This is a genomic window from Methanosarcinales archaeon Met12 (genome assembly GCA_002813105.2).
In the GTDB taxonomy this organism is placed as follows: Archaea; Halobacteriota; UBA148; order UBA148; family JAJOKI01; genus JAJOKI01.
The window spans coordinates 308,740-334,762 of sequence record CP017966.2 but is presented as its reverse complement, the minus strand read 5'-3'; the positions used below and the strand labels follow the sequence as shown (position 1 = coordinate 334,762).

At 47.0% G+C, this 26,023-nt stretch carries 25 protein-coding genes and 1 tRNA gene; 17 read left to right on the top strand and 9 right to left on the bottom strand.

Annotation, left to right across the window (positions count from 1 at the left end; all coding sequences use genetic code 11):
• Window positions 1–41 precede the first annotated feature (41 nt).
• The 3 genes from BME93_02170 to BME93_02160 all read left to right on the top strand — a co-directional run bounded on the left by BME93_02170 (window position 42) and on the right by BME93_02160 (window position 920).
• Window positions 42–356 (top strand): twin-arginine translocase TatA/TatE family subunit, encoded by a 315-nt coding sequence (locus BME93_02170; GenBank protein ATZ60957.2) that lies wholly within the window; start codon window positions 42–44, stop codon window positions 354–356.
• A gap of 36 nt (window positions 357–392) precedes the next feature.
• The gene (locus BME93_02165) at window positions 393–704 is read left to right on the top strand and encodes a twin-arginine translocase TatA/TatE family subunit (GenBank protein ATZ60956.2); all 312 of its coding nucleotides are present in this window, start codon (window positions 393–395) and stop codon (window positions 702–704) included.
• Window positions 705–717: 13 nt separating this feature from the next.
• Window positions 718–920: transfer RNA gene (locus BME93_02160), tRNA-Met, on the top strand.
• 87 nt (window positions 921–1,007) lie between these two features.
• Here the strand turns inward: BME93_02160 and BME93_02155 are convergent.
• The 5 genes from BME93_02155 to BME93_02135 form a co-directional block, all read right to left on the bottom strand.
• The gene (locus tag BME93_02155) at window positions 1,008–1,505 is read right to left on the bottom strand and encodes an Hsp20/alpha crystallin family protein (GenBank protein ID ATZ60954.2); all 498 of its coding nucleotides are present in this window, start codon (window positions 1,503–1,505) and stop codon (window positions 1,008–1,010) included.
• Window positions 1,502–3,664, bottom strand: a complete 2,163-nt coding sequence (locus tag BME93_02150; GenBank protein ID ATZ61741.2) for a CDC48 family AAA ATPase — start codon at window positions 3,662–3,664, stop codon at window positions 1,502–1,504. Before BME93_02150 ends, BME93_02155 begins: the two co-directional genes overlap by 4 nt.
• 143 nt (window positions 3,665–3,807) lie before the next feature.
• Window positions 3,808–4,374, bottom strand: a complete 567-nt coding sequence (locus BME93_02145) for a hypothetical protein (GenBank protein ATZ60953.2) — start codon at window positions 4,372–4,374, stop codon at window positions 3,808–3,810.
• A 37-nt stretch (window positions 4,375–4,411) separates the two neighbouring features.
• The gene (gene guaB / locus BME93_02140) at window positions 4,412–5,962 is read right to left on the bottom strand and encodes an IMP dehydrogenase (protein ID WRQ72959.1); all 1,551 of its coding nucleotides are present in this window, start codon (window positions 5,960–5,962) and stop codon (window positions 4,412–4,414) included.
• Window positions 5,963–6,030: 68 nt separating this feature from the next.
• Window positions 6,031–6,732, bottom strand: a complete 702-nt coding sequence (locus BME93_02135; protein ATZ60952.2) for a (5-formylfuran-3-yl)methyl phosphate synthase — start codon at window positions 6,730–6,732, stop codon at window positions 6,031–6,033.
• Window positions 6,733–6,782: 50 nt separating this feature from the next.
• On the opposite strand from BME93_02135, the gene BME93_02130 reads away from it, so the two are divergent.
• Together BME93_02130 and tmk are read left to right on the top strand one after the other, a co-directional pair.
• Window positions 6,783–7,481 (top strand): HisA/HisF-related TIM barrel protein, encoded by a 699-nt coding sequence (locus BME93_02130; protein ATZ60951.2) that lies wholly within the window; start codon window positions 6,783–6,785, stop codon window positions 7,479–7,481.
• Window positions 7,478–8,185 carry a dTMP kinase gene (gene tmk / locus BME93_02125; GenBank protein ID ATZ60950.2) on the top strand — a complete coding sequence of 236 codons (708 nt, stop codon included), beginning with the start codon at window positions 7,478–7,480 and terminating at the stop codon, window positions 8,183–8,185. Before BME93_02130 ends, tmk begins: the two co-directional genes overlap by 4 nt.
• Before the next feature lie 11 nt (window positions 8,186–8,196).
• On the opposite strand, the gene BME93_02120 is transcribed toward tmk, so the two are convergent.
• The 4 genes from BME93_02120 to BME93_02105 form a co-directional block, all read right to left on the bottom strand.
• Window positions 8,197–10,827 (bottom strand): valine--tRNA ligase, encoded by a 2,631-nt coding sequence (locus tag BME93_02120; GenBank protein ATZ60949.2) that lies wholly within the window; start codon window positions 10,825–10,827, stop codon window positions 8,197–8,199.
• Window positions 10,824–11,594, bottom strand: a complete 771-nt coding sequence (locus tag BME93_02115; protein ATZ60948.2) for a dihydroorotate dehydrogenase electron transfer subunit — start codon at window positions 11,592–11,594, stop codon at window positions 10,824–10,826. Before BME93_02115 ends, BME93_02120 begins: the two co-directional genes overlap by 4 nt.
• Window positions 11,591–12,484, bottom strand: a complete 894-nt coding sequence (locus tag BME93_02110; protein ID ATZ60947.2) for a dihydroorotate dehydrogenase — start codon at window positions 12,482–12,484, stop codon at window positions 11,591–11,593. The genes BME93_02115 and BME93_02110 overlap by 4 nt, the downstream gene beginning before the upstream one ends.
• Before the next feature lie 262 nt (window positions 12,485–12,746).
• Complete coding sequence (locus tag BME93_02105; protein ATZ60946.2) at window positions 12,747–13,433, bottom strand: class I SAM-dependent methyltransferase; 687 nt, start codon at window positions 13,431–13,433, stop codon at window positions 12,747–12,749.
• Between the two features lie 182 nt (window positions 13,434–13,615).
• Between BME93_02105 and BME93_02100 the strand changes: the two genes are divergently transcribed.
• The 12 genes from BME93_02100 (at window position 13,616) to BME93_02045 (ending at window position 26,022) form a co-directional block, all read left to right on the top strand.
• Window positions 13,616–14,029: a 4Fe-4S binding protein gene (locus BME93_02100; protein ATZ60945.2), complete on the top strand. Its 414-nt coding sequence runs from the start codon at window positions 13,616–13,618 to the stop codon at window positions 14,027–14,029.
• On the top strand, window positions 14,022–15,776 hold the full coding sequence (locus tag BME93_02095) for an aldehyde ferredoxin oxidoreductase family protein (protein ID ATZ60944.2): 1,755 nt from the start codon (window positions 14,022–14,024) through the stop codon (window positions 15,774–15,776). Before BME93_02100 ends, BME93_02095 begins: the two co-directional genes overlap by 8 nt.
• Window position 15,777: 1 nt before the next feature.
• Window positions 15,778–16,539, top strand: a complete 762-nt coding sequence (gene larB, locus BME93_02090) for a nickel pincer cofactor biosynthesis protein LarB (GenBank protein ATZ61740.2) — start codon at window positions 15,778–15,780, stop codon at window positions 16,537–16,539.
• Window position 16,540: 1 nt separating this feature from the next.
• Window positions 16,541–17,737, top strand: a complete 1,197-nt coding sequence (gene purK, locus BME93_02085) for a 5-(carboxyamino)imidazole ribonucleotide synthase (GenBank protein ID ATZ61739.2) — start codon at window positions 16,541–16,543, stop codon at window positions 17,735–17,737.
• Between the two features lie 2 nt (window positions 17,738–17,739).
• On the top strand, window positions 17,740–18,231 hold the full coding sequence (gene purE / locus BME93_02080) for a 5-(carboxyamino)imidazole ribonucleotide mutase (GenBank protein ID ATZ61738.2): 492 nt from the start codon (window positions 17,740–17,742) through the stop codon (window positions 18,229–18,231).
• Window positions 18,232–18,318: 87 nt separating this feature from the next.
• Window positions 18,319–19,326: a sodium-dependent bicarbonate transport family permease gene (locus BME93_02075; protein ID ATZ60943.2), complete on the top strand. Its 1,008-nt coding sequence runs from the start codon at window positions 18,319–18,321 to the stop codon at window positions 19,324–19,326.
• A gap of 61 nt (window positions 19,327–19,387) precedes the next feature.
• A complete protein-coding gene (locus BME93_02070) occupies window positions 19,388–19,708 on the top strand; it encodes a hypothetical protein (GenBank protein ATZ60942.2) in 321 nt (106 codons plus the stop codon).
• Between the two features lie 217 nt (window positions 19,709–19,925).
• Complete coding sequence (locus BME93_02065) at window positions 19,926–22,607, top strand: calcium-transporting P-type ATPase, PMR1-type (GenBank protein ID ATZ60941.2); 2,682 nt, start codon at window positions 19,926–19,928, stop codon at window positions 22,605–22,607.
• Window positions 22,608–22,805: 198 nt separating this feature from the next.
• Complete coding sequence (locus BME93_02060) at window positions 22,806–23,405, top strand: carbon monoxide dehydrogenase beta subunit family protein (protein ATZ61737.2); 600 nt, start codon at window positions 22,806–22,808, stop codon at window positions 23,403–23,405.
• Entirely contained in the window at window positions 23,402–24,547 is a 1,146-nt protein-coding gene (locus BME93_02055; GenBank protein ID ATZ60940.2) for a transketolase C-terminal domain-containing protein, read from the top strand. The genes BME93_02060 and BME93_02055 overlap by 4 nt, the downstream gene beginning before the upstream one ends.
• On the top strand, window positions 24,548–25,372 hold the full coding sequence (locus tag BME93_02050; protein ID ATZ60939.2) for a thiamine pyrophosphate-dependent enzyme: 825 nt from the start codon (window positions 24,548–24,550) through the stop codon (window positions 25,370–25,372).
• On the top strand, window positions 25,369–26,022 hold the full coding sequence (locus tag BME93_02045) for a 2-oxoacid:acceptor oxidoreductase family protein (protein ID ATZ60938.2): 654 nt from the start codon (window positions 25,369–25,371) through the stop codon (window positions 26,020–26,022). The genes BME93_02050 and BME93_02045 overlap by 4 nt, the downstream gene beginning before the upstream one ends.
• Window position 26,023 lies beyond the last annotated feature (1 nt).

Below are 26,023 nucleotides of genomic sequence, written 5' to 3'. Positions count from 1 at the left end.
TCTCTTCGTGAACCCTCCTCTGCGGATATGGGGTGACATTGATGATAGGAATGCAAGAGCTTCTGGTGATATTTACATTGGTGCTGTTGCTATTCGGTGCAAACAAACTGCCAGAGTTGGCACGTTCTCTTGGCCAATTCATGGGCGAATTTAAAAAGGCGCAGAAAGAGGCAGAGTATGAATTGAGCGAGTTCCAGCATTCGAAGAAAGCCGCAGACCAGGCAAAAATCATTAGAATACAGAAACTGGCAAAAGACCTTGGAATCGAAACAGAGGGCAAGACCGAAGACGAATTGCTCGATGAGGTTCAACAGACATTGAGTAAACAATCGGTAGCCAAGAAGCAGAACGTTTAAGACTGTTAACGTGATAATTGAATATGAGTGAGACTGATGATAGGGCCACATGAGTTGATAATTATAGGCGTAATCATTATATTGCTGTTCGGCGCGTCCAAAATCCCAGAGCTAGCACGCTCTCTTGGCAAGTCCGTGGGCGAATTTAAAAAGGCGCAGAAAGAATCGGAAATAAAATTGAGCGAATTTGAACGCTCTATCAAAGACAGCGTCACTCCCCACGAAAAAAAGGATAAGGTCCATAAAATGGCAAAAGGACTTGGAATCGAAACAGAGGGCAAGACCGAGGACGAATTGCTCGATGAGGTTCAGGATATATTAAGCAAACGAGAACACGTCGAAAATTAGGTGTGATATCCTTAGCGGGGTAGGGTAGTCAGGAAATCCCGACGGGCTCATAACCAAACTTTTTAATAAAAAGTTTGAACAAAAAACGAAACCAAACTTTTTAATAAAAAGTTTGAACAAAAAACGAAACCAAACTTTTTAATAAAAGTTGGCTCCTGCTTTGCAGGTTGTGGGAGAGGGACCCGTAGACCAATGGTTCAAATCCATTCCCCGCTATCTGGCTGACCCAATTTACTATACCATGATTGTCTACGGAATAGTCCTATCGAGCGGAGCGAGTGTAGGACACGGGTTTTGAAACCATTACTCTACGTTAATGGATTTCCGTCTCTCTTTTAGTTCAACTGGTTCAACCCGCTTGAGGATTACTTCGAGCACGCCATTCCTGTAGCTGGCCTTTGCACTATTTGGGTCTACTTTTGCAGGAAGGTTGACATGTTCAGAATACTCGCGATCCTCGGTCTTGGCGTTGATGCCCAGTGACGTCTCGGTCGCATCAAGTTTGATATTTTCCTTCTCGACACCAGGTATTTCGGCTACTACCTGGATTTCATCCTCTGATTCAAACACATCGATGATGAGTTTCCGCTCGCCTATATCAAAGCCTCCACAATGCGGCCGTATGTTTCCGAACTCTCGTATCACCGGTTCCTCTCCTAGTCTATGGGTCATTGAGAATCCATAGATAAATGGCTCTTGTTCATCGGTAGACGTCATACCTTCTAATAGGTGCTCGAATATCTCATCGAAATTGCTGAACATATCGAATGGGTTTCTTCTATCTCTTCTTTTTCTTCTCATATCTTATCAACTCCTTTTTTAAATGTGACTTTTTCTGCGCTCGCTTTAATTTGTTTCATGGCCTCATCAAAATGCTCCTTCTTGATTTTAATCCTCTTGACACCATCCTTTACGGCTTTTTGGCCCATATTTGATTGTATAATCTCCTTGAGTGCCAACATGGATGCCCCTCGACATATCGCTTCAATGTCAGCACCAACATATCCTTCCGTGGCTTCTGCGAGCGAATTCAGATTTACATTACCATCAATTGGTTTGCCTTTTAGATGGACAGCAAATATATCTTTGCGCGCATCCTCATTTGGGGGTGGAACATATATTAATTTATCTATCCTGCCCGGTCGCAATAACGCCGGATCGATCATGTCGGGCCTGTTGGTTGCAGCGATTACGATTACATCTTTAAGTTCTTCAAGACCGTCCAACTCCGTCAATATCTGGCTTACCACTCGTTCGGTTACATGGGAATCCCCAAAACTTCCGCCCCGGATAGGGGTGATCGCGTCGATCTCATCGAAGAATATGATCGTAGGTGCAGCTTGTTTTGCCTTCCTGAAAGTCTCTCTCACGGCCTTCTCCGACTCCCCGACATATTTGCTCAACAGTTCAGGTCCTTTGATGCTGATGAAATTAGATTCGCTCTTATTTGCTATGGCTTTTGCGAGGAGCGTCTTTCCAGTTCCTGGCGGACCATGTAATAAAATACCTTTTGGTGGAGTGATGTTAATCTCCTCAAATGCCTCATGATATTTGAGTGGCCATTCTACTGCCTCTATAATCTCCTGTTTTACTTCGTCTAATCCGCCGACATCGTTCCACTCTACATGCGGCACCTCCACGAACACCTCTCTCAGTGCGCTCGGCTCGATGTTCTTCAGAGCTTCGTAGAAATCACCCCTTGTTATCTGTAGCTTTTCCATAATCTCTGGAGGTATCTCCTCCTCGATATCGATTTCAGGAAGGATTCTGCGCAGTGCGTGCATTGCCGCCTCTTTACACAGAGCGGCCATGTCTGCACCCACGAATCCATGTGTGATATCTGCTATTTCCTTAAGGTCAACTTCCTCTGCCAGAGGCATCCCTCTCGTGTGTACCTGCAGGACTTCAAGTCGCCCAGTTCTATCCGGGATGCCGATTTCAATCTCTCTGTCAAATCGTCCCCCGCGTCTGAGTGCCTCATCGATGGCATTTGGTCTGTTCGTAGCAGCGATTACTATGACTTCTCCCCTTGCTTCCAACCCATCCATCAGGGACAATAACTGCGCAACGACCCTGCGTTCGACCTCCCCGGTCACTTCCTCCCTCTTGGGTGCAATCGAGTCGATCTCATCGATGAATATTATCGATGGAGCATCTTCGCGTGCCTCCTCGAACACTTCACGAAGGCGCTGCTCGCTCTCGCCATAGTATTTACTCATGATCTCGGGACCACTGATATGTGTAAAATTGGCATCTGTTTCGCTGGCGACCGCTTTTGCGATGAGCGTCTTTCCAGTTCCTGGTGGCCCATGCAACAAAATCCCCTTGGGCGGTTCTATGCCCAGCTTCTGGAACAGCTCTGGGTGTCTCAATGGAAGCTCTATCATCTCTCTTACAAGGGCGATCTCACGTTTTAATCCGCCGATATCCTCATACGCGATTTGGGGAACCAGACGCCCCTCTTCAACCGGCTTCTCCTTCAAAACGATCTCCGTGTTCTTCGTGCAGATCACGGTTCCAGCTGGCCGAGTTCCTGTGATTATAAAAGTAAGCGGATTGCCAGGCATTAAATCTATTCTCATTTTTTGCCCTTTGAATACTGGGCGTCCATCAAGCACCCGCGCCAAATATTGCTCGCCACCGACGATTCTCACCGGTTGTGTTGGAGCGATTATGAGACTCTTGGCATGTTTAGCCTCCACTCTCCTTATTCCGATCTTGTCGCCTATGCCAACTCCGACATTACTCCTGATGTTGCCATCTATCCGTATTATGCCCTCTCCATCTTCCGGATATCCTGGCCAGATAATCGCCGCAGCCGTTTGTTTACCATGAATTTCGATTATATCTCCGCTCACCACCCCGAGGTTATCCATGTCTTTTATATCGATTCTGGCGATGCCCCTTCCAGCATCTCTATGGTATGCTTCCGCAACCCGCAATGTTATTTCTTCTGGCATTTTCTTTCTTACCTAATCTCTCATTTGCTTCATTATGAAGTTTACTGCCACATCTTAAAAAACAGCCAACCTATCGGAATGTGAAGTTCTGTAGGTGGAATTTGGATGAGTGAAGCGAACCGCAAACATGCTGTTAGGTGACGTTATTTTTCATCCCTTAATATTAACTTTGCAGTTATCGTGACCAGATTATCCTCCCATCCTTTTTCGGCCAGTTCTTTTACTTTGTCCCTGATTTGTTGTGGAGAGAATAATTTCCACCCTTTCTTCGAGAAATGGGTTCTTATATCGGCCTCATCCTTTGGTGAATGAATATTCCCAGCGGCTAGTGCGTAATTTATTTTAGTGCTTTCATTTATAAGGCCTTGCTTCAGATATTCTTCGCGTAATCGTTTAGTTACAATTTCCCTAAATTTATTATCATTAAACAACCTGTAACGTTTTACATCTTCTTCTTCATATTTCTTAAAAACTTCGTCAGAAACTGCTCCATAATAAACACCATAAGAATCAAGATAAGACTTAACCTCTACCAACAATAGCTCGTTTTCCTTCATATTTAATGCCACAAGGTCTATCTCTGGTCTGGGCATGGTAGGCAAACCGATCGCCTTTTTATCATCCTTTGATATTTCAACTTTAACAGACTGTCTAACCCAGTAGCCTTCTGCCTCTAAATATTGTGTTATTATGTTTTCGAATGCATTCATTTATTCTCCTTACTATCCCCCAAACATCATATCGCGCTCACTCGTCTATCGGGTAATTCGGAGCCTCATCCGTAATCAAGACATCATGTGGATGCCCCTCCTTATATCCGGATGGCGTAATCTTGATAAATCTTGCCTTTTTATGCATCTCTCCGATATTTTGCGCGCCTATATACCCCATTGCAGATTTCAACCCCCCAACTAACTGATGTGTCACATCTTTAACGGTGCCGCTGTATGGTATGGCCCCCTCAACCCCTTCTGGCACGAACTTGGTGCTGCCAAGCCCCCCTCTTTTTTCTTGGAAATATCGATCTGAACTCTCTCCGCCACTCATGGCGCCGAGTGAGCCCATGCCCCTGTACTGCTTGTATCGCCGCCCTTTGATGGTCATGGTCCTACCTGGCGCTTCATCCGTGCCTGCAATGAGGTTGCCAACCATGACTGAGTTTGCTCCTACTGCTATGGCCTTTGCGATATCGCCAGAATACTTCATCCCGCCGTCAGCGATTACCGGCACTTTATGTTTTCTGGCCACGTCTACAACTGAAGCGATTGCAGTTAATTGTGGGACGCCGACCCCGGTCACTATCCGTGTGGTACAGATAGACCCAGGACCAACACCAACTTTGATGCCGTCTACAAAACCGACCAATTCTTCTGCAGCCTCTGCCGTCGCGATGTTCCCCACCACGACGTCGGCACCGACTTTTTTCTTAATCACCTTGGCAGAATTCACCACGTTCATATTATGTGCGTGTGCACAGTCCACCACGAGCACATCGGCTCCTGCGGCATCCAGTGCAACCGCCCTTTCTACGTCAAAAGGGCCCACTGCAGCTGCCACCATGAGGCGTCCTTCTTCATCCCTGATCGCCCTGGGGTGCTGATGCCGGTGCAGGATATCCTGCATAGATATCATGCCTTTGAGATTACCTTTTTTGTCCACGATTGGCAAACGCTCTATTTTATGCTCGTACATTCGCTCAAGCGCGTCATCGAGTGGAATGCCTTCATGCCCTGTGATCAAATCCTTCGTCATCACCTTTTCAACTTTTTTTGTTGGATTCGATTCGACAATAGGTCGAATGTCCCGTCGACTGACGATACCTATTAGTTTTCCATCGGACAATTCCTTCGGAAGCGGGACTTCAACACCGACTAAATCCGAAGATTTAGACGGAGTTGGTAATCTCTTGGAGATTCCAACAACGGGAATTCCACTGACCTTTTCCTTTGTCATAAGGTGCCACACGGCCTGGACGGAGGTGTTGGGCGCAATCGTCACCACGTCTCGTACCAGCAGTTCATCGGCTCTTTTTACCTCACGAATTTCGTTTACCTGTCGTTCCCTGCTCATGTTTCGATGAATCACGCCGATGCCGCCTTCGTGCGCCATGGCAATTGCCATATCGGCCTCGGTCACGGTGTCCATTGCCGCGCTTACGATTGGAATGTTGAGGGAAACATTTTTTGACATGCGTGACGTTACGTCTACTTGATCTGGTTCGACATTGGATTTGCATGGCAAAAGCAAAACATCATCAAAAGTAATTCCTGAGGGGACATTGAGTTTATCTACAAACATTTCTTTCACCACTACACCTTTTTTGGTCTATACAACTTGACTCTTAATGAAGTTTTTGTTCACCGAGGTTAAATGCTACATATCATCTTTTTAAGCCGTTCCACTTCCTTTTGCTGTATCCTTCTGTTTCGATCACCACCGCACACAAGCCCCCGTATCCCGATAATGTCAGGGGAGATGCGATGGATGGTTTTTATATCTCCCCACCCGAGCGACCCAGCCAGTGCAGTACCAAGTCCAACCTCCTTGGCGCTTGATGTAAATTCAGCAACCTGTCCTTTGGACAGAAAATCAAATATGCCTCTGCCATCTTTGATGCCAGTGTCGATCATGACGATGTCGATGCCTGCTTTTTGTCCGACATCAGGCAAATCAAACGGAGAGAGTGTGTTCAGCCTTTCAAAGTCGGCGTATGCTGCTGCCACGACTTTTTTTGAGGAATCATAGTCCTTAACAGCTTTTTTGACGTTTTGGAGCAAAGTCAACGCCTGTTCTTTTGTACTGATATCGAACAAGCCGATCTTGATGAAATCCGCACCAGCAACAGCGGCACCAAGTGCGGATAGCGAAGCGGTACCTGGCTTAAATCCAAAATCTCCGATGGTTGCACTCAGCGGTTTTGACACCACTTTTTTAACCGCGCTGATTACCCATGGGAAATTTGCACCAAGCGAACCCTCTTTTGGATTCTTCACGTCGATGATATCTGCTCCACCTGCCTCGGCATCTTTCGCCTCTTCTATATCGATTGGACTGATCAGCAATTTCATTGGAACTAAAATACTTTTATGCCATAAAATACCTAACTATAGCGTTAAAGATGTTTCGAATTATTTTGGCGCTTGACATACTCGACGGCAAGGTCGTCCACGCCGTCAGAGGAGAGCGGCATAAATATGCGCCCATTGATAGTGTTAGCCATATATGTCGTTCATCAGATCCAGTAGAAGTCGTAAACCGATTGAGGCCCATGGAGGTCTATGTTGCGGATTTGAATCGATTGATGAACAAGGGCGACAATCTCGATGTCGCAGTGCGAATCGCATCGGTTTCTCGTGCAATGCTCGATTTGGGTGTAAAAACCATGGACGACATATCTTTGGGACTTCAGATTGCAGATAAGGTAGTTCTTGGAACTGAAACGGCCTCTCTTGATATACTCAAGGCGGCACCAGAGAGGACTTGCGTGAGCATCGACATCAAACACGGCAAAGTTCTTTCGTCCGACCCAGCACTCAGGGTCTCTCCAGTTGCGCTGATTCGTGAATTAAACGATATACACTTTGACGAGGTCATCATTTTAGATATGGATCGGGTCGGGACGGGCTCAGGTCCAGATACGGCTCTCCTTAGGGACATTATCGAACTTTCCGACCATCCTGTCCTGCTAGGAGGAGGGGTCGGTGCGTTGAGAGATTTAGAAATCTTAAAGGAGCTGGGCGCTAAAGGAGCGATTGTCGCAACCGCGATTCACAACAACTCCATACCGCTGGATGCGATAAGGAGAGAGCTTAAATGAAAAGACACATGCAAAAGGGCGTTCTCATCACGTTTGAGGGCATCGATGGGTCTGGAAAGAGTACCATAGCGAAAAAGGTCGTAGCACGCTTGCACGACGAGTATGACGTTTTGCTCACCACAGAGCCAACTCATACCTGGATAGGGAATGTGGTCAGGCGTTCGACATCCTTTGATGCCGACCCATTGGCAGAATTCTTTCTTTTTATGGCAGACCATGCAGAACACATTGCTAAGGTCGTTAAGCCGGCTTTGGACGAAGGGAAAATCATAATATCCGACCGTTATTCTGATAGCAGATATGCATATCAGGGTGTTACTCTTGCCAAATTTGCACAGCAGGTGAACAGATTCGACGACCCCATGCAATGGATTAAAATGCTCCACGAAGGTTGGACGATAACTCCCAATTTGACATTTTTATTTATTGTCGCTCCGGACATCGCACTAAATCGGTGCAATCAAAGGAGCATGCAGTCGAAATCCAGAAAGGATTACAACTCTCGCAGTTTTCCAAACTGCGACATGTCGAAATCTAAGTTCGAGAACCTCGAGTTTCTGCAAAAAGTGCAGGATAACTTTCTCAAGCTATATGATGAGGAGCCAGAGCGTTTTGTAAAGGTCGATGCAGAAAAGGGGATAGACGAAATAGAGAAAGAGGTGGTCGGAAAGATTCTTAAATATCTGCGAATGAGGGGACCATAAATCATCGCAGATTAACATTTTGGTTTTGTAATCGCAATCACCACATCCCCAACCTGGAGCACATCGACAGCCCTTCCTTTTGAGATGAACTCCTTCTTTATCTCGATGCTCCCTGCGTCCAGTTCTATCGTTTCGCCATCCACTTCTATCGATATGGTGCCGGCTTTGACCTGTTCTGCAACTCTTGGGAGGTCGTTCTTCAGCGCTTCCATTATCGCGCCGACCTTCCCCCTGTACAGCGGTCCAAGGACACTCATGTTGGGCTTGATGTCGACTATTCTCTCATCGAATTCCGGAGCTCCCTTCACGATGTCGACGTTCTTTGCACAGGTCGTTCCCTTGATGTCGTCGATGCCCTGTTCAAGTCCATTGCCGGCATATATCTCGATTCTCTCCAGTTCGGCGTTGAGTGGCATACCCTGCTCGGCTTTATATCTCCTGATTGCACCTGTCACATCCCTGATCAAATCACCGCACACCTCGGCATCATGGTCTATTAGTGACTCATCCGCCTCTGGCCACTTACACAGGTGGATGCTGCCCCTGGAGTTGGAACAGTAAGGATGCACCTCCTCGGCAAAATGGGGGATAAACGGCGCCAACATCAACACCATCGTATTGATGACAGTCCTCAGCGTATGTTGCGCAGCTATTTTTGCATTCGGGTCATCGCCGTATAGTCGGTGCTTTATCATCTCAATGTAGTTATCTGCCAGGTCGCTCCAAGCAAAATCCCTGATCTTCTGGAGCGTCTTGAACTCATATTTATCTAAATCGGCTGTGACTTCCCGGACCAATCTGTTTAGCTTGCTAAGCATCCACTGGTCGATGATGCTCAGTTTTTTTGGGGTTGTAGCAGAATAATGAGGAATGCTGAACCGAACGATGTTCCACATCTTCGTCAGGAATCGTTTCCCATACACGACCTCCTTCCACTCGAATGGATAATCCTCTCCCAGCGAGGCGGTAGCAGCCCATTGCCTGATCGGGTCCACGCCGAACTCAGCGATAATTTCATCCGGCTCGATGACGTTGCCCATACTTTTGCTCATCTTCTTGCCATCTTCTCCTTGCACCATCCCATTGACCAAAACATCCCCGAACGGTGGTTTTCCAGTCAAAACGAGACAGCGGTATATCGTGTAGAACAGCCAGGTTCGAATGATTTCATACCCTTGTGGTCTGATCGACGTGGGATAGAGCTTATCAAACTCGTCACCGAGCCAATCGCTGGCTATGAGGGGGGTTATCGAACTGTCGACCCAACAGTCGCACACATCTATGCTGCCTTTTATGTCTTTTGAGCCACAGCAGGGGCACGCATCAACCGGTGCTTTATCTATCGCCGGGTTTACAGGGAGGTCATTAACCACCGGGGCAATCACATTGTCGCATTTCTCGCAGTACCAGAACGGAATGGGCGTTCCAAACACTCTCTGTCTTGAGATTACCCAGTCCCATTCAAGTGACTCTGCCCAGTCGACGAGCCGCTGGAACATATACTGGGGATACCAGTCCATCTCCTTGGCGGCTTTAATAACATCATCAGCCCGGTCTTTGACCCTGATGAACCACTGTGGTGTCGGAATCAGTTCGACAGGTTTCTGGCAACTGGAGCGTTCCGAGTGGACCAATACTCTGTGTTCTATTGTATTTTGCCTTGTGATGGCACCCATCGCCTTTAGGTCTGCTATAATGTGTTTCTGACATTCAGACATGCTCATGCCGCTGTATCTGCCGGCAACTTCTTTCATCAACCCGTTTTGATCAATTGCGACGACCATGGGCAGTGAATATTTCTGCTGCCATGCCATATCCTGTTCATCGCCATATGTACAGACATACACTGCGCCAGTACCAAATTTGGGGTCGACATCCTCATCTGCGATGACCGGTACATCTCTATCGTAGAGGGGCAGCCATGCGGTTTTTCCAACGTATTTGTTGTACCTCTTGTCACCGGGATGCACCATGACTGCAACGCAGGCGCACATCAATTCTGGTCTGGTCGTAGCGATCGTCAAATGGTCTCCATCGACTTTCAACTGTATGTGCGTAAGATTGCCTTTTTCATCTTTATATCCGAGTTCTGCTTTTGCAAGTGCAGTCCTGCAGTTCCAACAATAATGAATCGGGTGGCGTTTTCTGTAAACCAATCCTAACTCGTTGAACTTGAGCAAAGAGTATTGGACTTTGGTGATATACTTGGGGGACATGGTTCGGTACTCTCGGGACCAATCGGCAGAATATCCTAGTTTTCTGAACTGCTCCTTCATCCTGTCGATGCAGTGCGAGGTCCAATCCACACATGCGCTACGAAATTTTGCTATATCGCGCTTGGAAACTCTCTCTTCGACGGCCAGCTCAGTGGGCAGACCGTGGCAGTCAAAGCCCTGGGGGAGCAAAACGTTGTAACCCCGCATGCGTTTATATCTGGCGACAATATCTATCCAGGTGTGATTGAGTACATGTCCTATGTGGAGGGAGCCCGATGTAAATGGAGGGGGAGTATCGAGGACATATACCTGGCCATCTGCATCTGGGTCAAAGCGGTACTGCTCCGATTCTTCCCATCTTTCTTGCCATTTGGGTTCAATGACAGTTGGGTCATATTCTTTTGGCAAGCTGAAACGTCCTATCAAATCAGTATCCTCCGTCCGCTTCCATCCCTCATATATTTGCCAAATTCCGAATCCATCAGCTGTTCTCCGTTAAACACGGGGCCATCTCTGCAGACCCTCAGTCCAGACGGGTCGATGCAGCACGACCCGCAGACACCAATCCCACACTTGATATAGCGATGGAGGCTGAACTGCGCCATCCTCGTCATGCCTGTATTTTTTGCAATATTCAACACCTGGGACATCATCCTTTCAGGTCCGCAGGAATATATCCCTTCGAATTCTTGGAGGTCAAGTTTGCTCACAACTTCGATGATGGTTCCCTTATATCCTCTGGATCCATCATCTGTAGCGATGGATATATCTCCACTTTTTTCAAATCGTTCCACGAACAACAATTCTCTATCTGTTTTGGCACCGATTAATGCCTTTACACTTATATTCTTATTTTTCGCCTTTTCTGCCAGTGGCGCCAACGGTGCAGTTCCAACACCGCCGCCAACTAACAGGATTGATTTGCCTTTGAGTACAAACCCATTTCCAAGAGGTCCTCTGACCCCAATCCGATCGCCAGCCTTCAGTTTAAACAGAGCGGAAGTGGCGTCTCCTACTTTTTGGACGGTGATGGCATTCGGATACGACAGGCTCATCGGTATCTCATCTACTCCATGAATCCATACCATTACGTACTGCCCCGGGATATAGTCCAAGGACGCATCTAAAAAAAACGTCTTGGTGGACGGAGTCTCCTCTACGATATCCGTTATTCTGACGTTCGTCGCCATCATTTATGTGCCACTCCTCTGATACTTTTCAAACTGCGTCGATTCTCTTTAAGATGTCGCGCCACCCCATCGGAAATATCTTTAAACACACCTATGTCGTTGTAGACGGCCGACCCGATTTGGACGGCTTTGGCGCCAGCCATGATGAACTCGATTGCATCTCTCCAATTTGTGATGCCGCCGACCCCTATGACATCGATGTTCAATGCAGAATACAGCTCATATACACATTTCAAAGCAATCGGCTTTATGGCAGGCCCTGATATTCCTCCGACCTTATTGCCGAGGAGAGGGAATCCCGATTCTATATCTATCGCCATAGCCGGAACCGTGTTGATAGCGACCACTGCATCTGCGCCCCCCTTTTGAGCAGCCAATCCCATTTCGACTATGTTTGTGAGTGGCGCAAGTTTAACCCACACAGGCACCTCGACGGCATCTTTCACCGCCTCTGTTGTTTCTCGAATTGCATCTGGATTAGAGGCAATTGAGGCACCATAGCCATTGGCATGCGGGCAGCTAACATTAAGTTCAAAGCCATCGGGTTCCGCATCATTTAATCCACGGGCAACCTCCTGAAATTCAGAGGCATTTGCACCGAATATACTAACGATGACAGGCACGTCTCCTTTTGCAAGCGCCAACTCGCTGACGAACTCGCGATAAGACGGATTGGGCAACCCCATAGCATTTAAAATGCTGTATTCTCGTTCGGTCACGACCGGTCCAGGATGCCCTGTTCTCGGCGCTGAGCCGATGGATTTGGTCACGACTGCGCCTGCGCCGCCTTGCATCACTCTTTTTAGTGAGGCAGCGGTTGTTCCCAGAATTCCAGCGGCTAATATGGTTGGGTTTTTCAGTTCTAAGCCCGTTAGGTTGGTCGTCAGGTTCATTTGATGTTAAGACTATCGTATCGAGAAATATATCTTTCTGCTTGGCGCAATAGTGGTGAAGTGATTGGGTATAACGTTTTCAGCATATACGAAGTTTTTGCGAACAAAAATTCATATGGAATTTTTTGGGTGAACGAAGCGAGCCGTATGTCCGCTGTTAAGTGACCCGAGCGACAGCGAGGCAAGGCACGAAGTGCCGCAGAGTTGCCCGAAGCCCGCCAACAATTTTAGTGTAATCCTTTAACAATTTTTTTCCAATAATTCAAATAACTTTACCACTTTGATATTTTAATCTTAAAGCTCCGTTAATACCAAACAATGTGCAATATATGAAAAAGCAAATATTTCTAAAACGATCGAATGAAGAATTTTTCTCCACTTTTTCAAAATATGTGATGGTATCAACTAATCGCGGATTTTTAATTTTAGATGAAAAAAGTAGAGGAATTGCTGTTGCTAAATTCGAGCCAATAAAGTGCCAAGAATCATGGAAAGCCAAAACTCCGCCGTTCATTACTTTGGGAAACCATAAATCAAAATCTAATTTAACAAAATTATATTCATGAGCGCCATCAATAAAACCAAATTCAACTGGTTTGTCAAAATTATTTGCGGCTTCTTCAGAAGTTTTAACAAGTGGGAGAATTATATCACCTACTTTTGCATTTTTAATATTCTTCTTAAATTCTTCAAACGTATCAACCTTGCCAAACATTTTTTGTTGTTCAGAGGAGCCCGTGTGTGGATCGATGGCAAAAATTTTAATTTTGTCTCCTTCTTTGGAGCCATTACCAAGACAGATAGTAGATTTTCCTTTCCAAGAACCAATTTCAACAATTACTCCTTTTCCTTTGCAGCTTTTTGCAAGATTGTATAACGTTTTTCCTTCTTCATCAGTAAGCCAACCTTCAGCTTTATCTGCAATTTTTTTTGTTTCTTCAATGTTCATAATCTCATGTTGTTTCTCAAGTTTATAAATTGTTTTATTTTAGGTGGGCTTCGAGACATAAATTTTATAAACAGTCTATCCAGATATGAACAAGGGTCGAATTTAAACAACTAGAACTGATATGTAAAAATATGGATTTTAGAGCTTGGGCAGATTCAAAAGTAAAAAAGGAAGAACAAACCATGAGATTAGCAGTAGTTGACACAGAAAGATGCGTTGGTTGTCAGAGTTGTATGTTCGCATGTACGAGGCGACAGGATGAAACAGGGCTGGCCAGATCTTGTATAGGCGTGAGGTCCGCCGGTGGCATGGAGCGCGGATTTGTCGTGGTAGTTTGCAGAGCCTGTGACGACCCGCCCTGTGAGAAAGTGTGCCCCACGGGCGCCCTTAAACCCAGAGATACGGACGGAGGCGTGCATTTTGACATCGACAAATGTATAGGGTGTGGCCATTGCCGTGATGCCTGTATCATAGGTGCGATTTTTTGGGACGATGAGATAAACAAACCGATGATTTGTATATACTGTGGTTATTGTGCCAGATTCTGCCCATATGGGGTGTTGGAATTAGAAAAGGAGGAGATTGGAGATGCTTAAAGATGACACTCTCGCAAATGTTCTTTACGTCGACCTTTCAAAGAAGCGTTTCTGGGTTAAAAAAAGGGAAGACCTTTTTGAGAAGTATATAGGCGGTACTGGTGTTGCCACTCAGCTTCTTCACGAGGAATGCCCCGAAGGAGCGGACCCACTCGGCGCTGAAAATCCGATCATATTTGTCATAGGTCCCCTGACAGCTCTGTTCCCTGTTGCCTCGAAAACGGTCGCCATGTTTAAATCGCCCCACACAGGCAATCTGGGTGAGAGTCACTGTGGCGGACGAAGCGCCATCGCCATCCGCATGGCAGGATATGGTGCAATTGTAATAAACGGCGCCAGCGATGTCCCGGTTTACCTCGCCATCCATGGTAATCGAGTTTATTTCAGGGACGCATCTACTTTGTGGGGAATGGCCAGCAACTTCACGGTGGGCAGGGTCATCAGAGAGGCTGAGTCGGGAGCAGGATTGAGAACGATTATGCGAATCGGCAGAGCCGGCGAGAAACTCGTCTCGTATGCATGCGTAACTACGGAGACCTACAGGCATTTCGGCAGGCTTGGTCTGGGGGCAGTTTTCGGTAGCAAGATGCTTAAGGCCGTCGTGGTCTCGGGCAAACGCTCGCTCCCCGTATTCGACATGAAGCAATATCGGAAATTATATGACGAGATTTACAAGGCGGCTACAGACTCTCCTGCGATGAAAAAATACCATAACCTCGGCACGGCAGAGAACGTTCTACCCTTAAATGAGCTCGGTGCGCTCCCAACGAGAAACCTCAAGGAGGCAAGATTCGAAGGGGCATCTGAGATTTCTGGTGAAACATTTGCCGAAGAATATTTGGGTCGGCGGCTTGCCTGTTCTCACTGTCCTGTGGGATGCATACATATTGCTGCGCTCAGGGAGCCTTATGAGGATAAGCTATATTTCTATAAGACCTCCATGATTTCTTACGACTATGAACCCATCTATGCGTTAGGCTCCATGTTGGGCATATCTGATGCCAAGGGTTACTTGAAATTGATGGACAGGGTGGAAAAGTTGGGCATGGATGCAATAAGTACTGGAGTGATATTGGCATGGGCTACAGAAGCACAAGAACGCGGCATCATCTCAGAGGATGAGACGATGGGCATCAGATTTCGCTGGGGCGATTATAGTGCCTACATTGGCGCACTCCAGTTAATCATCGAGCAACCGAACGACTTTTACAGGGCGCTTGCACAGGGAGTAGAACAAGCCGCCTCCATATATGGGGGAGAGGATTTTGCCCTGAGTTTTGGCAGGAACGAAATGCCTGGATATCATACTGGACCAGGGTCGCATATCGGGGCTTTGATTGGCGCAAGGCACAGTCACTTGGACAATGCTGGTTATAGCATTGATCAGACGACCCTTGTTAAAAAGCAACTCACTCCAGAGGAACTTGTCCAATCCCTGTTGACCGAAGAGCATTGGCGCCAGATTCTGTCGAGTATTGTGGTGTGCTTTTTTGCCAGAAGCATATACTCGCAGGAAGTCGTTTCAAAGGCACTCCATTTAGCGGGTTTTGACATTTCCCCTGCGGACTTGAACAGGATTGGGAAGGAAATACACAGAGAGAAATATAGGTTCAAGACCCGAGAAGGTTTTTCTCTGGATGACCTGCGTATACCTAAACGAATTCTCGAAATTTCTTCACCTGTCGGCAGGCTGGATGAGGAGTTCATTCGCAAGGCGATCGAGCATGCCAAGAAGGAGGTTATCTAGGATGGAAGACGTTTTAAGAGCACTTTTGAGGGGAGAAATCGACATAGCCACCGCCAAGAATAAACTGAGGGTGCTGAACATAAAAAGGGTGGGAGATGTTGCAAAACTCGATGTAAACAGGGCACAGAGGACCGGGGCGCCAGAAGCGATTTTGGCGCAGGACAAACGTCCCGAGGATGTGCGAAGGCTTGCACTGGCGATGGCAGAAGAGAACGGATATGCTCTGATAACCCGTGTGAAAGAGGAGGATGTAGCTGAACTTGAGGGTAATTTGCCCGATGGTTATGAACTGATACGCAACCAAAAGGCCAGGACCGTCATCCTCAAACGTGAGGGGCATCTTTTTCCAAAGGCTGGCAGGATTGGGGTGCTGGCAGCGGGCACGGCAGACATTTCTGTAGCGGAAGAGGTGGTGGTGACCGCCGAGGTCATGGGCTGCGAAGTGATAAAGGCATATGACGTCGGAGTGGCAGGAATTCATCGGCTCTATGAACCTCTGACGGAGATGCTGGAAAAAAATGTAGCCGCGATAGTGGTGGTTGCCGGTATGGATGCGGTGCTGCCCATCGTAGTGTCGAGTCACGTTGACGTTCCGGTGGTTGGCGTGCCAACATCTGTTGGATATGGGATGGGCAAAGATGGCATAGCAGGGCTTATGACCATGCTCCAAACCTGTTCGCCAGGACTGGCTGTTGTTAACATAGACAATGGTTTCGGAGCCGGTGTTTTTGCTGCCATCGTAGCCAAGCAGTCGAGGATATAACATGGTGATAGAGGCGCTAACATCAAGCCCGCCGACAAAAATAGGCATAATCGGCGGAGGGCAGCTGGGAAAGATGATGACCCAGGAAGCCAAGAAAATGGGATTCTATGTCACAATATTGGACCCGTCGCCCAATTGTCCTGCTGCCCAGGTTGCAGACAGACATATCGTTGGAAGTTTCTATGATGAGGAGAAAATAAGGGAAATTGTTTCAGATAGCGATGTCACCACCTACGATATTGAGCACATCAACGCTGGTGTTTTAAAAGAGCTGGAAGGTGAGGGGCACACAATACATCCATCACCAGACACCCTTAGAACCATCCAGAACAGGCTATGGCAAAAGGATTTGTTGAAGAAGGCAGGGCTACCAATTCCACGGTATGAGAAAGTGGAAAGTTTGGACTGCCTTATCCGGGCAGGTGAAGAGTTAGGATTGCCGGTCGTTCTAAAAACATGTAAGGGAGGGTATGATGGCCGGGGCAACTATGTGATTCACACCAGGGAGCAGATAGAACCGGCATTCCATTCATTTATAGAGAAAAATTTCTATAGAAATTTTTCAGATAAAGAGCTAATAGTAGAGGAGCTCATTGGTTTTGAAAAAGAGCTGGCGGTGATGGTGGCGAGAGGCACGCAGGGCGAGGTCAGATGTCATCCAGTAGCGGAAACCATGCACAAAAATAACATCTGCCACACAGTGGTCGCTCCTGCCAGGGTTGGAGAAGATATTCACAACAAAGCAAGAGAGATTGCAATGAAAACCATGAAGGCGCTCAAAGGCGCAGGGATTTTTGGAATAGAGATGTTTCTCGTAAATGGAGAGGTGCTGATAAACGAGATAGCACCCAGGCCTCACAACTCCGGGCATTACACGATAGAGGCGTGCGTAACTTCTCAATTTGAGCAGCATATTCGTGCGGTAACAGGGCTGCCGCTTGGTTCGACGGAACTGTTAACCCCGGCAGTTATGATAAACATTCTCGGAGAAGAAGGATATGAGGGCCCCGCCATCTTAGAGGGAATACAAGGAGCTTTATCAATTCCTGGCGTAGCATTGCATTTCTATGGAAAGGCGATGACGAAGCCTGGAAGAAAGATGGGGCACATAACGGTTATAGATGAGGATGTTGAAAAGGCAATGGAAAAAGCAAATAGGGCAAGAAGTTTTCTTAGAATGATGGCAAAGGAGGTCTGAAAATGGAAAAATTAGTAGGAATCATCATGGGCAGCGACTCTGATTTGCCGGTGATGAGGGCAGCGGCAGAGGTATTAGATGATTTCGGCATAAAATATGAGCTCACGATAGTATCAGCGCACAGAACTCCAGATAGGATGTTTGAATACGCATCTACGGCGGAAAAAAAAGGAATAGAGGTCATAATCGCCGGGGCTGGCGGAGCCGCTCACCTGCCGGGCATGGTGGCATCCATAAGCCCATTGCCTGTAATCGGCGTGCCCATCGAAACGTCTGCTCTAAAGGGAGCGGATTCCCTCTATTCTATCGTGCAGATGCCGGCCGGGGTGCCGGTTGCCACCGTGGCGATAAACAATGCAAAAAATGCAGGCATCCTTGCAGCGCAGATTCTCGGGGTAAAGCATCCTGGAATCAGGAAAAAGGTTAAATTGTATAAAGAAAAATTGAGGGAAGAAGTAGAAGAGAAAGCAAGGAAGTTAGAGGCAGGGCGATAATCTTCATTGTTAATTTTAACCGCAAGGTATATATAATTAATAATCATTATGATTTTGCAAACTAGGTGAAATATAGGAGGGTATAACATGGAAATATTGTTGGAGTTTTTCAATAGGTTCATTGCCCAAGTACAATCACCCACGTTGGCCTTTTTAATTGCCGGAATGGTCATCGCCGCCTTTAACAGCAAGTTGCGCATCCCGGATGCTATCTATCAATTTTGCGTATTTATGCTTTTAATGAGAATCGGCTTAAAGGGTGGCATGGCAATTCGAGATGCGAATATTGTGGAGATGTTGCTACCGGCCGTCTTTAGTGCAATCCTGGGAATCGGCATTGTTTTACTGGGCTCGATTACGTTTGCACGGCTCCCGGGAATAAAGAAAGACGATGCCTTTGCCACCTTGGGGTTATTTGGTGCGGTGAGTGGTTCCACCTTGGCGGCCGGACTGATGATGCTGGAAGGAGCAGGGGTTTTTTACGAAGCATGGGTGCCAGCACTATACCCCTTCATGGACATCCCGGCCTTGGTTACGGCAATTGTTTTGGCCAACTTATACATGAGTAAGGAAAAAGGCGGCGCTGGCGCCAAGGTTGCTATCTGGCCGATCATCAAGGATTGTCTTCAGGGAGCGGCGCTGACGGTTTTGATTATGGGGGTCGTGCTGGGATTAATCACTAAGCCGGAAAAGGTTTTCGAAGGGTTTTTTGATCCGCTTTTTAGAGGCTTTTTATCAGTGTTGATGTTGATTCTGGGCATAGAAGCCTACAAGCACTTAAAGGATTTGGCAAAAGTTGCACATTGGTACGTCGCTTATGCCTTCGTAGGTCCGATTGTACACGGCTTAATGGGGTTTGGGTTGGGCTATGTTGCCCATCTACTGGTCGGTCTCAGTCCAGGGGGCGTGATTATGTTGGCAGTTATTGCTGCTTCAAACTCTGATATCTCCGGGCCACCGACCATCAGGGCTGGGATACCTACTGCCAATCCTTCGGCTTATATCGGGACCTCAACGGGTTTGGGTACGCCGGTGGCAATCGCCGTTTGCATCCCGCTTTTTCTGGCATTGGGCCAGATGGTCTTTGGTTTTTAGTCAAGATGGTGTATAGTATAAATATATGATGAACAAGAGGAAAAGTGGGAGGTGAAACATCATGAAATTCCATAAAGCAAAAAAAGTGGTGATTGTAACAGAGGCATCCATACTGGATGATGTCATAGAAATGATGACTGAACTAGGGGTCGATGGTTACACCGTACAGAGTGCTACGGGTAAAGGAGAAAGAGGCGTAAGGTCTGGAAATAGTTTTAGCGGTCTGTTTAAGAACGTCAGAATAGATACCATAACAAGTGAAGAAGTAGCCAAAAAAATAGCTGTTGAAATGATGGAGAGGTTCTTTAAAAACTATGCCGGCATAGTTTACATGTTAGATGTAGAGATAATTCGGGCAAAAAAGTTCCATGTACCTGAATGAAAACGGATATTAGGACGTCTTTGTATCTTTCTTCTACGATCTCGAACCCATATGCATCAACATCGTCAAAAGATGCTTTGCTCCTAAAGTACTAATTTTCACCGACTCTGGAAGCAGATGAGAGAGTTTAGGAGCAAAACCTATTTAGGAGCAAAGCTCCTCCTGACCGATAAGATAGAGGAATTCTTTTGATTAAAAATAAGGTGGGAATGCGCTTATGGAAAAAGACAAGCAACCTTATAGTCTGACAATAGAAGGTGTGTTGACCAATCTGGGTTCAAGCCTTCATGGGTTAAGCCATGAAGAGGCGAGACAGCGATTAGAAAAATTCGGCCACAATGAACTCGTTAAAAAGAAAGGGGAATTCCCTCTTCTTCTGCTCCTTGCCCAATTTACAAACTTCCTCGTAATAATCCTTATTATAGCGGCTGCGGTCTCTGCATTTCTCGGTAAGGAGGTGGAGTTTATCACAATAATGGCAATAGTCATTATGGCAGGTGTCCTCGGCTTTGTTCAGGAATACAGGGCAGAAAAGGCATTAGAGGCATTAAGGCGACTGGCCGCACCCATTGCAAAGGTCTTAAGAGGAGGCAAAGAAGAGGATATACCAGCGAGTGAGCTTGTGCCAGGGGACATTGTTCTCCTCAGGACAGGTGATAAGATACCTGCTGATGGCCGTATTGCTGAGGCAATAAACCTGAAGACAGATGAAGCATCCTTAACAGGCGAATCTGTCCCTGTTGAAAAGACCGGAAATCCAATAGAAAAGGAAAAGGTGGCAACCGGGGACCAGAAAAATATGGCATTTTTCGGCACGATAGCCACTTATGGCAGGGGCAAATTTGTTGTAACCGCAACAGGAATGCAGACAGAGTTCGGCAAGATAGCAGATATGCTCCAGGAGGTAGAAGAAAAGAAAACACCTCTTCAGGTCAACATGGACCGGATAAGCAAATCTATTGGTATCGTTGCCTTAATACTCTGTGGAGTTATCGCCATATTTGGCGTCCTCAGGGGATACCCCATATTGGAGATGTTTGTTTGGGGTGTCGCATTAGCTGTTGCCGTAATTCCTGAGGCATTGCCGGCAGTGGTCACCATAAGCCTTGCACTCGGCGTTAGAAGGATGGTTAAAAAGCACGCCCTCATAAGAAAACTTTCCTCTGTGGAAACGCTGGGATGTGTGACATATATCTGTTCAGATAAGACAGGCACTCTTACCAGAAATGAGATGACGGTGCGCAGGCTCTGGGCTAATAACAAATTTATTGATGTCTCAGGGAGCGGCTACATACCAGAAGGAGAATTTTTTGCTAATGGGAAGACTTACCCGCATAATGACCCCCATCTTCAGTCCCTTTTAAGAATTGGCGCTCTGTGCAATGACGCTGAACTTGTATTCAAAGAGCAAGAAGGTATCTGGAATATCAAAGGCGACCCTACAGAAGGCGCACTTACCGTTGCAGCAGCAAAAGCAGGCTTAAAACAGTTTGAACTTAACAACTATTACAAGCGGGATGACGAGGTGCCATTTACATCAGAACGAAAAAGGATGACGACCATCCATTCCACACCTGACAGTGAGAGACTTGCCTATAGTAAGGGAGCGCCTGAAGTAATCCTGAGCACATGCAAGTATATATATTCTGATGGACTTAAGGAGCGAGCCCTTACCCAAGAAGACAGGGAGGCAATCCTGAATGCAGCCCATGAGATGGCCTCTCAGGCATTGAGAGTAGTTGGCATGTCCTATCAGGTCATTGAGCCGGGAATGACCTATCCCAAGGAAAACATAGAACAGGATATGGTCTTCGCCGGCTTAGCCGGGATGATAGACCCTCCGAGAGAGGAGGTAAAAGAGGCTGTAAAGGTATGTGAAGAGGCAGGGATAAAACCTCTTATGATTACAGGTGACCATAAGATTACAGCCATGGCAATTGGAAAGGAGCTGGGCATCCTCAGGATTGGCGAGGCAGTGAGCGGCATTGACCTTGACAGCATGTCGGATGAGGAATTTGAAAAGAGAGTGGAGACAATAGAGATATACGCCAGGGTCTCTCCTGAACACAAAATCAGGATAGTTAAGGCGCTTCAGAAAAACGGCCATATCGCTGCAATGACAGGTGATGGAGTCAATGATGCACCGGCATTAAAGCAGGCTGATATCGGAGTAGCAATGGGCATTACAGGAACCGATGTCTCAAAGGAGGCATCGCATATGATACTCCTTGATGACAATTTCACATCCATAGTCTCTGCAGTAGAAGAGGGAAGAACTATATTTGCAAATATCAGAAAATACCTCGTATATCTCCTTACAGGCAATACGGGTTCGGTATTCGGCATGGTGGCAGCGCTCTTTGCTGGACTGCCTCTGCCCCTTTCTGCTGTCCAGATACTCTTTATTAATCTCCTCATGGACGGTGCGCCTGCAGTAGCCTTAAGTGTTGAGCCGCCAGAGCCCGGGGTTATGAAAAAACCTCCCCGTAATCCCAAAGAAAGCATCTTTAACCGTCATGCACTCGCATTTATTCCATTAATGGGAATATGGATCGCTTTATGTGCGTTCGGACTTTTTATTTATAACCTCCAAGGCGATAATCTCGAAGAGGCAATGACGGTATTTTTTGCAGTAATCATCTCCATGAGGCTTATGAATGCCCTGAACTGCAAATCTGCTGATACATCCCTTTTTAAGCTGGGGATATTCTCTAACAAGTGGTTGATCCTTGCCATGGCGAGTTCATTCCTCCTGATGCTGGCGGCAATATATGTGCCGACCCTCAGGGTGGCATTCGGGACAGTTCCCTTAACATCCTCTGACTGGTTGATGATTGCAGCAGCGGCTTTCTCGGTCATCATTGTTGACGAGATACGCAAGGTTGTAAGGGCTAAATGATAGCACTTCAAGAAAGAGGTCTTTCCTCTACGGTCTCGAACCCATATGCATCAACATCGTCAAAAGACGAAATTTTATATATGATGATGCGCTATAAAATATTCCGCACACATAATCATTATCAATCATTCGTGTGAAAAGGGTGAGATGCATTTCCCTATTATTCTCTTCCTCACGAAAAACTGGCTGGAATCTCATATGGCATCAGCAATATGTTCGCAAAAAGATTATAAGGTCGTCCCCGGTCCCGAGGCATACCTCTCGCCAGCGGCCGCATCGATGGGCATAGTGCTTCCTGAAAAAGGGCAGGGATTGATTGAGGGACAGATCGTGTCCGAGAAGGTGGCGATGGAGGCAATTGCCAAAAAATTACTGGGCGCCAAAAATCCTACGTTTTTCCCTGGGCCAAATGTGTTGTGGGCAGTGTCAGAAAAGGCGGTAGCCAAGGCAGTCGCACTGCAGGAGATGGTAAAAGCGGTGCCAGGCATGAAAATCATACCGATGCCAGATTACAGACCTAAGTATCCGATGATCAATCCAGAGGTGGAGATCAATCCCAATCACCCCAACTTGACGATATGGCACAACGAGATAGATGTATGCGTTTTTGCCGGGGTTCACTGCCATTATGCAAACCTGGCTTTGAAGATCATCAGGGGCGGAACCGATTGTTATACGATAGCGCTATGTGCCAATCCAGGCCACGAGGATGCGATGATATCTCTTAGAGATGTCCATGTCGAGGATATACGAAGGTTGACGAAGGTCATTGAAAGACTTAGAGAGGGGTCGAAATGAAGGAAAGAAAGGTGGTGGACCCCGAATACCTGCTCAAAGAAGCTCCGCGTGAAAAGAAATTTTTGATTGGAAACGAGGCAGTTGCCGAGGCGGTGAAGCGGGCAAATGTCGACATAGGAGTTTCATATCCCATTACGCCGCAGAGCGAGGCCATGCATTTAGTAGGAGATATTTATGCAGAGGGGTATCTGAAGGATTATTATCGGGCTGAACACGAACTTGGCGCAATGGCTGCTGTAGCGGGTGCAGCAATGGGTGGCGCTAGAACTTTCACTGCTACATCTGGACCTGGCACATTGAGGGCATTTGAGATGTTTCCCTGCTGGGCGGGTGCGAGATTGCCCATTGTATGTGCATTTATGTGCAGGGGCGTGAATTCCCCACTGACCATTCAGCCAGATAACATTGAGATTGGGTGGCTGATGGACACGGGAATGCTGATATTTCATGCCGAGAACCCCCAGGAATTCTTTGATATGCTTCTTCAGGCATATGTCATAGCCGAACAACCCGATGTGCACATACCAGTTGGCGTGTGTGCAGACGGCTTCTTTGTCACGCATACAAGGGAAATTGTTGAGGTAACGCCAGAAGACGAGATGCTGCCCCCCTATGACCCATCTAAATCCCCCTGCCCTACGATGGACATGGAGACGCCGCCGATAAGGCAGATAAGAGACCCGTTCGTCATGAAAAGCAATTACATAAGCTATAATGCCCATGCCAGCTGGCAGCAAGAGGTCCGTGCTGCGGCAGAACGCTCCCGAAAGCATATTGCAAAATATCTGGGAAGTTCCATCGAAGTTACCAATCCAGATGCAGAGATACTGTTGATGGCGTCAGGCACCGCGGCTGCGCAGGCGAGAGTGGCAGTGGAGCGGGCACAGAAGGACGGCATCGATGCCGGGCTGGTGAAGGTCAAGGTAATAAGGCCATTTCCAGATAAGGAAATTCGGGAACTGACAGAAAATCCGAAGGCAATCTTGGTCCCAGAGCACAATATCGTTGGGTGGCTGGCGAGGGAGGTCATGTCGAGAACAGATTACACAAAAGTCTGTGGAGGTCCAAGAGTATTTGGCGGCATGACTATGCCTCCTGAAGTCATACTAAGTGAAATAAAAAATCTCGCGAGAGTGATATGAATGATACCTAAAATATCTCCTGGTTTCGAGGATGTATTGCCCGTAGAGTATCGGGAGCTCGTTCAGGATGGTTCCTATGGACGAAATCTGAGAATAAAAGACCTGGGCACTTTTAAAGAATCAATAGAGGAGCATCCATTATGCGCTGGATGCGCTCTTAGTTTATCGATAAGGTTGATCGTTGCATCGCTTCCATGTCCAGAAGACACCATTGTAGTCGGGACCACTGGATGCAACAGCATACTCATGCCGCAGTTGGCCATCCATAATATACACTCACTTTTTGGAAATCAAAATGCAGTGGCATCTGGTTTGAAGAGGGCGCTGAAGATAAGGTATCCAGATAAGCACAAAGATGTGGTAGTGGTAGCAGGAGACGGTGGCACGGCCGATATTGGGCTCTCCATGACGATGCACTCCTGGTTTAGAAGGGAGAATATCACGACGATAATGTTGGACAACGAGGGCTACTCCAACACGGGCGGACAAGAGAGTAGTATGACGCGTGAGGGTGTTGTATTGTATATGGCCCCGCTTGGGAAGAAATATCCAAAAACGCGAATGTTCGAGATTGCCAGGGAGTCCGGCTGCGCATATGTTGCTGCTGTGAGTCCTGCCAGCCCAAGGCGTCTGGAAAAGATGGTGAGAAGGGCAATACTCGTGGCAAGGGCTATAGGACCAACGTATGTTCAGATATATTGTCCCTGTGCGACCAACTATAAGTTCAGTCCATCGGAGACGTTAAAGAGGACTAAAGACGATGAGCAGATACGAGAATACATGAGCTCTGATGCGAAAGAGCTGATAGAGAGGCTGGGGGAATGAGGTTCGATATAAGGATGTCTGGACTTGGCGGGCAGGGAATGGTTACAGCTGCCAATATACTGGGCAGTGCCGCCGTGAAAGATGGAAAGCACAGCATCGTGATACCATTCTTTGGGGCAGAGAAAAGACTTGCCCCTACGGAGAGCTATGTTCGAATCTCTTCAGAGGAGGTCTATGAGAAAGGAGAGGTTACCTATCCAAATGTCATAATGGTGTTTCATGAAGAGGTGATCACAAAGGGAAAATGCTATACGATGCCGTTTTATGAAGGGCTACAGCAAGATGGTCTGCTGATAATCAACGACTCAGATGAAATATCATTGTCTAAGCGAGATACTCAAAGTTTAAAGGAGCGCAATGCGAGAATTTTTTATGTGCCCGCATCTCAAATTGCGCTGGATGTGGCAGGTACGGAGCTGGCAACGAACATGGCCATGCTCGGCGCACTGGTCGGTGCAACAGATATCGTCACATTTGATAGTTTGGAAAAGGCGATTGCGGAGAGATTCGGAGAAAGAAAGTTCGTCGCCTCTGCGACGACGGCAGCTCTTGACGATGTGCTGAAAAGGAAATATGCCAGAGCACAGGAACTGGTGGAAAAGAATATGGAAGCAGTTAGGGCGGCATCCAGATCGATTAAAAGCTCGTAGG

Coding starts and splice junctions, on each gene's coding strand:
- BME93_02170 (ATZ60957.2), top strand. CDS start 42: ATGATAGGAATGCAAGAGCTTCTGGTGATATTTACATTGGTGCTGTTG.
- BME93_02165 (ATZ60956.2), top strand. CDS start 393: ATGATAGGGCCACATGAGTTGATAATTATAGGCGTAATCATTATATTG.
- BME93_02155 (ATZ60954.2), bottom strand. CDS start 1,505: ATGAGAAGAAAAAGAAGAGATAGAAGAAACCCATTCGATATGTTCAGC.
- BME93_02150 (ATZ61741.2), bottom strand. CDS start 3,664: ATGCCAGAAGAAATAACATTGCGGGTTGCGGAAGCATACCATAGAGAT.
- BME93_02145 (ATZ60953.2), bottom strand. CDS start 4,374: ATGAATGCATTCGAAAACATAATAACACAATATTTAGAGGCAGAAGGC.
- guaB (WRQ72959.1), bottom strand. CDS start 5,962: ATGTTTGTAGATAAACTCAATGTCCCCTCAGGAATTACTTTTGATGAT.
- BME93_02135 (ATZ60952.2), bottom strand. CDS start 6,732: ATGAAATTGCTGATCAGTCCAATCGATATAGAAGAGGCGAAAGATGCC.
- BME93_02130 (ATZ60951.2), top strand. CDS start 6,783: ATGTTTCGAATTATTTTGGCGCTTGACATACTCGACGGCAAGGTCGTC.
- tmk (ATZ60950.2), top strand. CDS start 7,478: ATGAAAAGACACATGCAAAAGGGCGTTCTCATCACGTTTGAGGGCATC.
- BME93_02115 (ATZ60948.2), bottom strand. CDS start 11,594: ATGATGGCGACGAACGTCAGAATAACGGATATCGTAGAGGAGACTCCG.
- BME93_02110 (ATZ60947.2), bottom strand. CDS start 12,484: ATGAACCTGACGACCAACCTAACGGGCTTAGAACTGAAAAACCCAACC.
- BME93_02105 (ATZ60946.2), bottom strand. CDS start 13,433: ATGAACATTGAAGAAACAAAAAAAATTGCAGATAAAGCTGAAGGTTGG.
- BME93_02100 (ATZ60945.2), top strand. CDS start 13,616: ATGAGATTAGCAGTAGTTGACACAGAAAGATGCGTTGGTTGTCAGAGT.
- BME93_02095 (ATZ60944.2), top strand. CDS start 14,022: ATGCTTAAAGATGACACTCTCGCAAATGTTCTTTACGTCGACCTTTCA.
- larB (ATZ61740.2), top strand. CDS start 15,778: ATGGAAGACGTTTTAAGAGCACTTTTGAGGGGAGAAATCGACATAGCC.
- purK (ATZ61739.2), top strand. CDS start 16,541: ATGGTGATAGAGGCGCTAACATCAAGCCCGCCGACAAAAATAGGCATA.
- purE (ATZ61738.2), top strand. CDS start 17,740: ATGGAAAAATTAGTAGGAATCATCATGGGCAGCGACTCTGATTTGCCG.
- BME93_02075 (ATZ60943.2), top strand. CDS start 18,319: ATGGAAATATTGTTGGAGTTTTTCAATAGGTTCATTGCCCAAGTACAA.
- BME93_02070 (ATZ60942.2), top strand. CDS start 19,388: ATGAAATTCCATAAAGCAAAAAAAGTGGTGATTGTAACAGAGGCATCC.
- BME93_02065 (ATZ60941.2), top strand. CDS start 19,926: ATGGAAAAAGACAAGCAACCTTATAGTCTGACAATAGAAGGTGTGTTG.
- BME93_02060 (ATZ61737.2), top strand. CDS start 22,806: ATGGCATCAGCAATATGTTCGCAAAAAGATTATAAGGTCGTCCCCGGT.
- BME93_02055 (ATZ60940.2), top strand. CDS start 23,402: ATGAAGGAAAGAAAGGTGGTGGACCCCGAATACCTGCTCAAAGAAGCT.
- BME93_02050 (ATZ60939.2), top strand. CDS start 24,548: ATGATACCTAAAATATCTCCTGGTTTCGAGGATGTATTGCCCGTAGAG.
- BME93_02045 (ATZ60938.2), top strand. CDS start 25,369: ATGAGGTTCGATATAAGGATGTCTGGACTTGGCGGGCAGGGAATGGTT.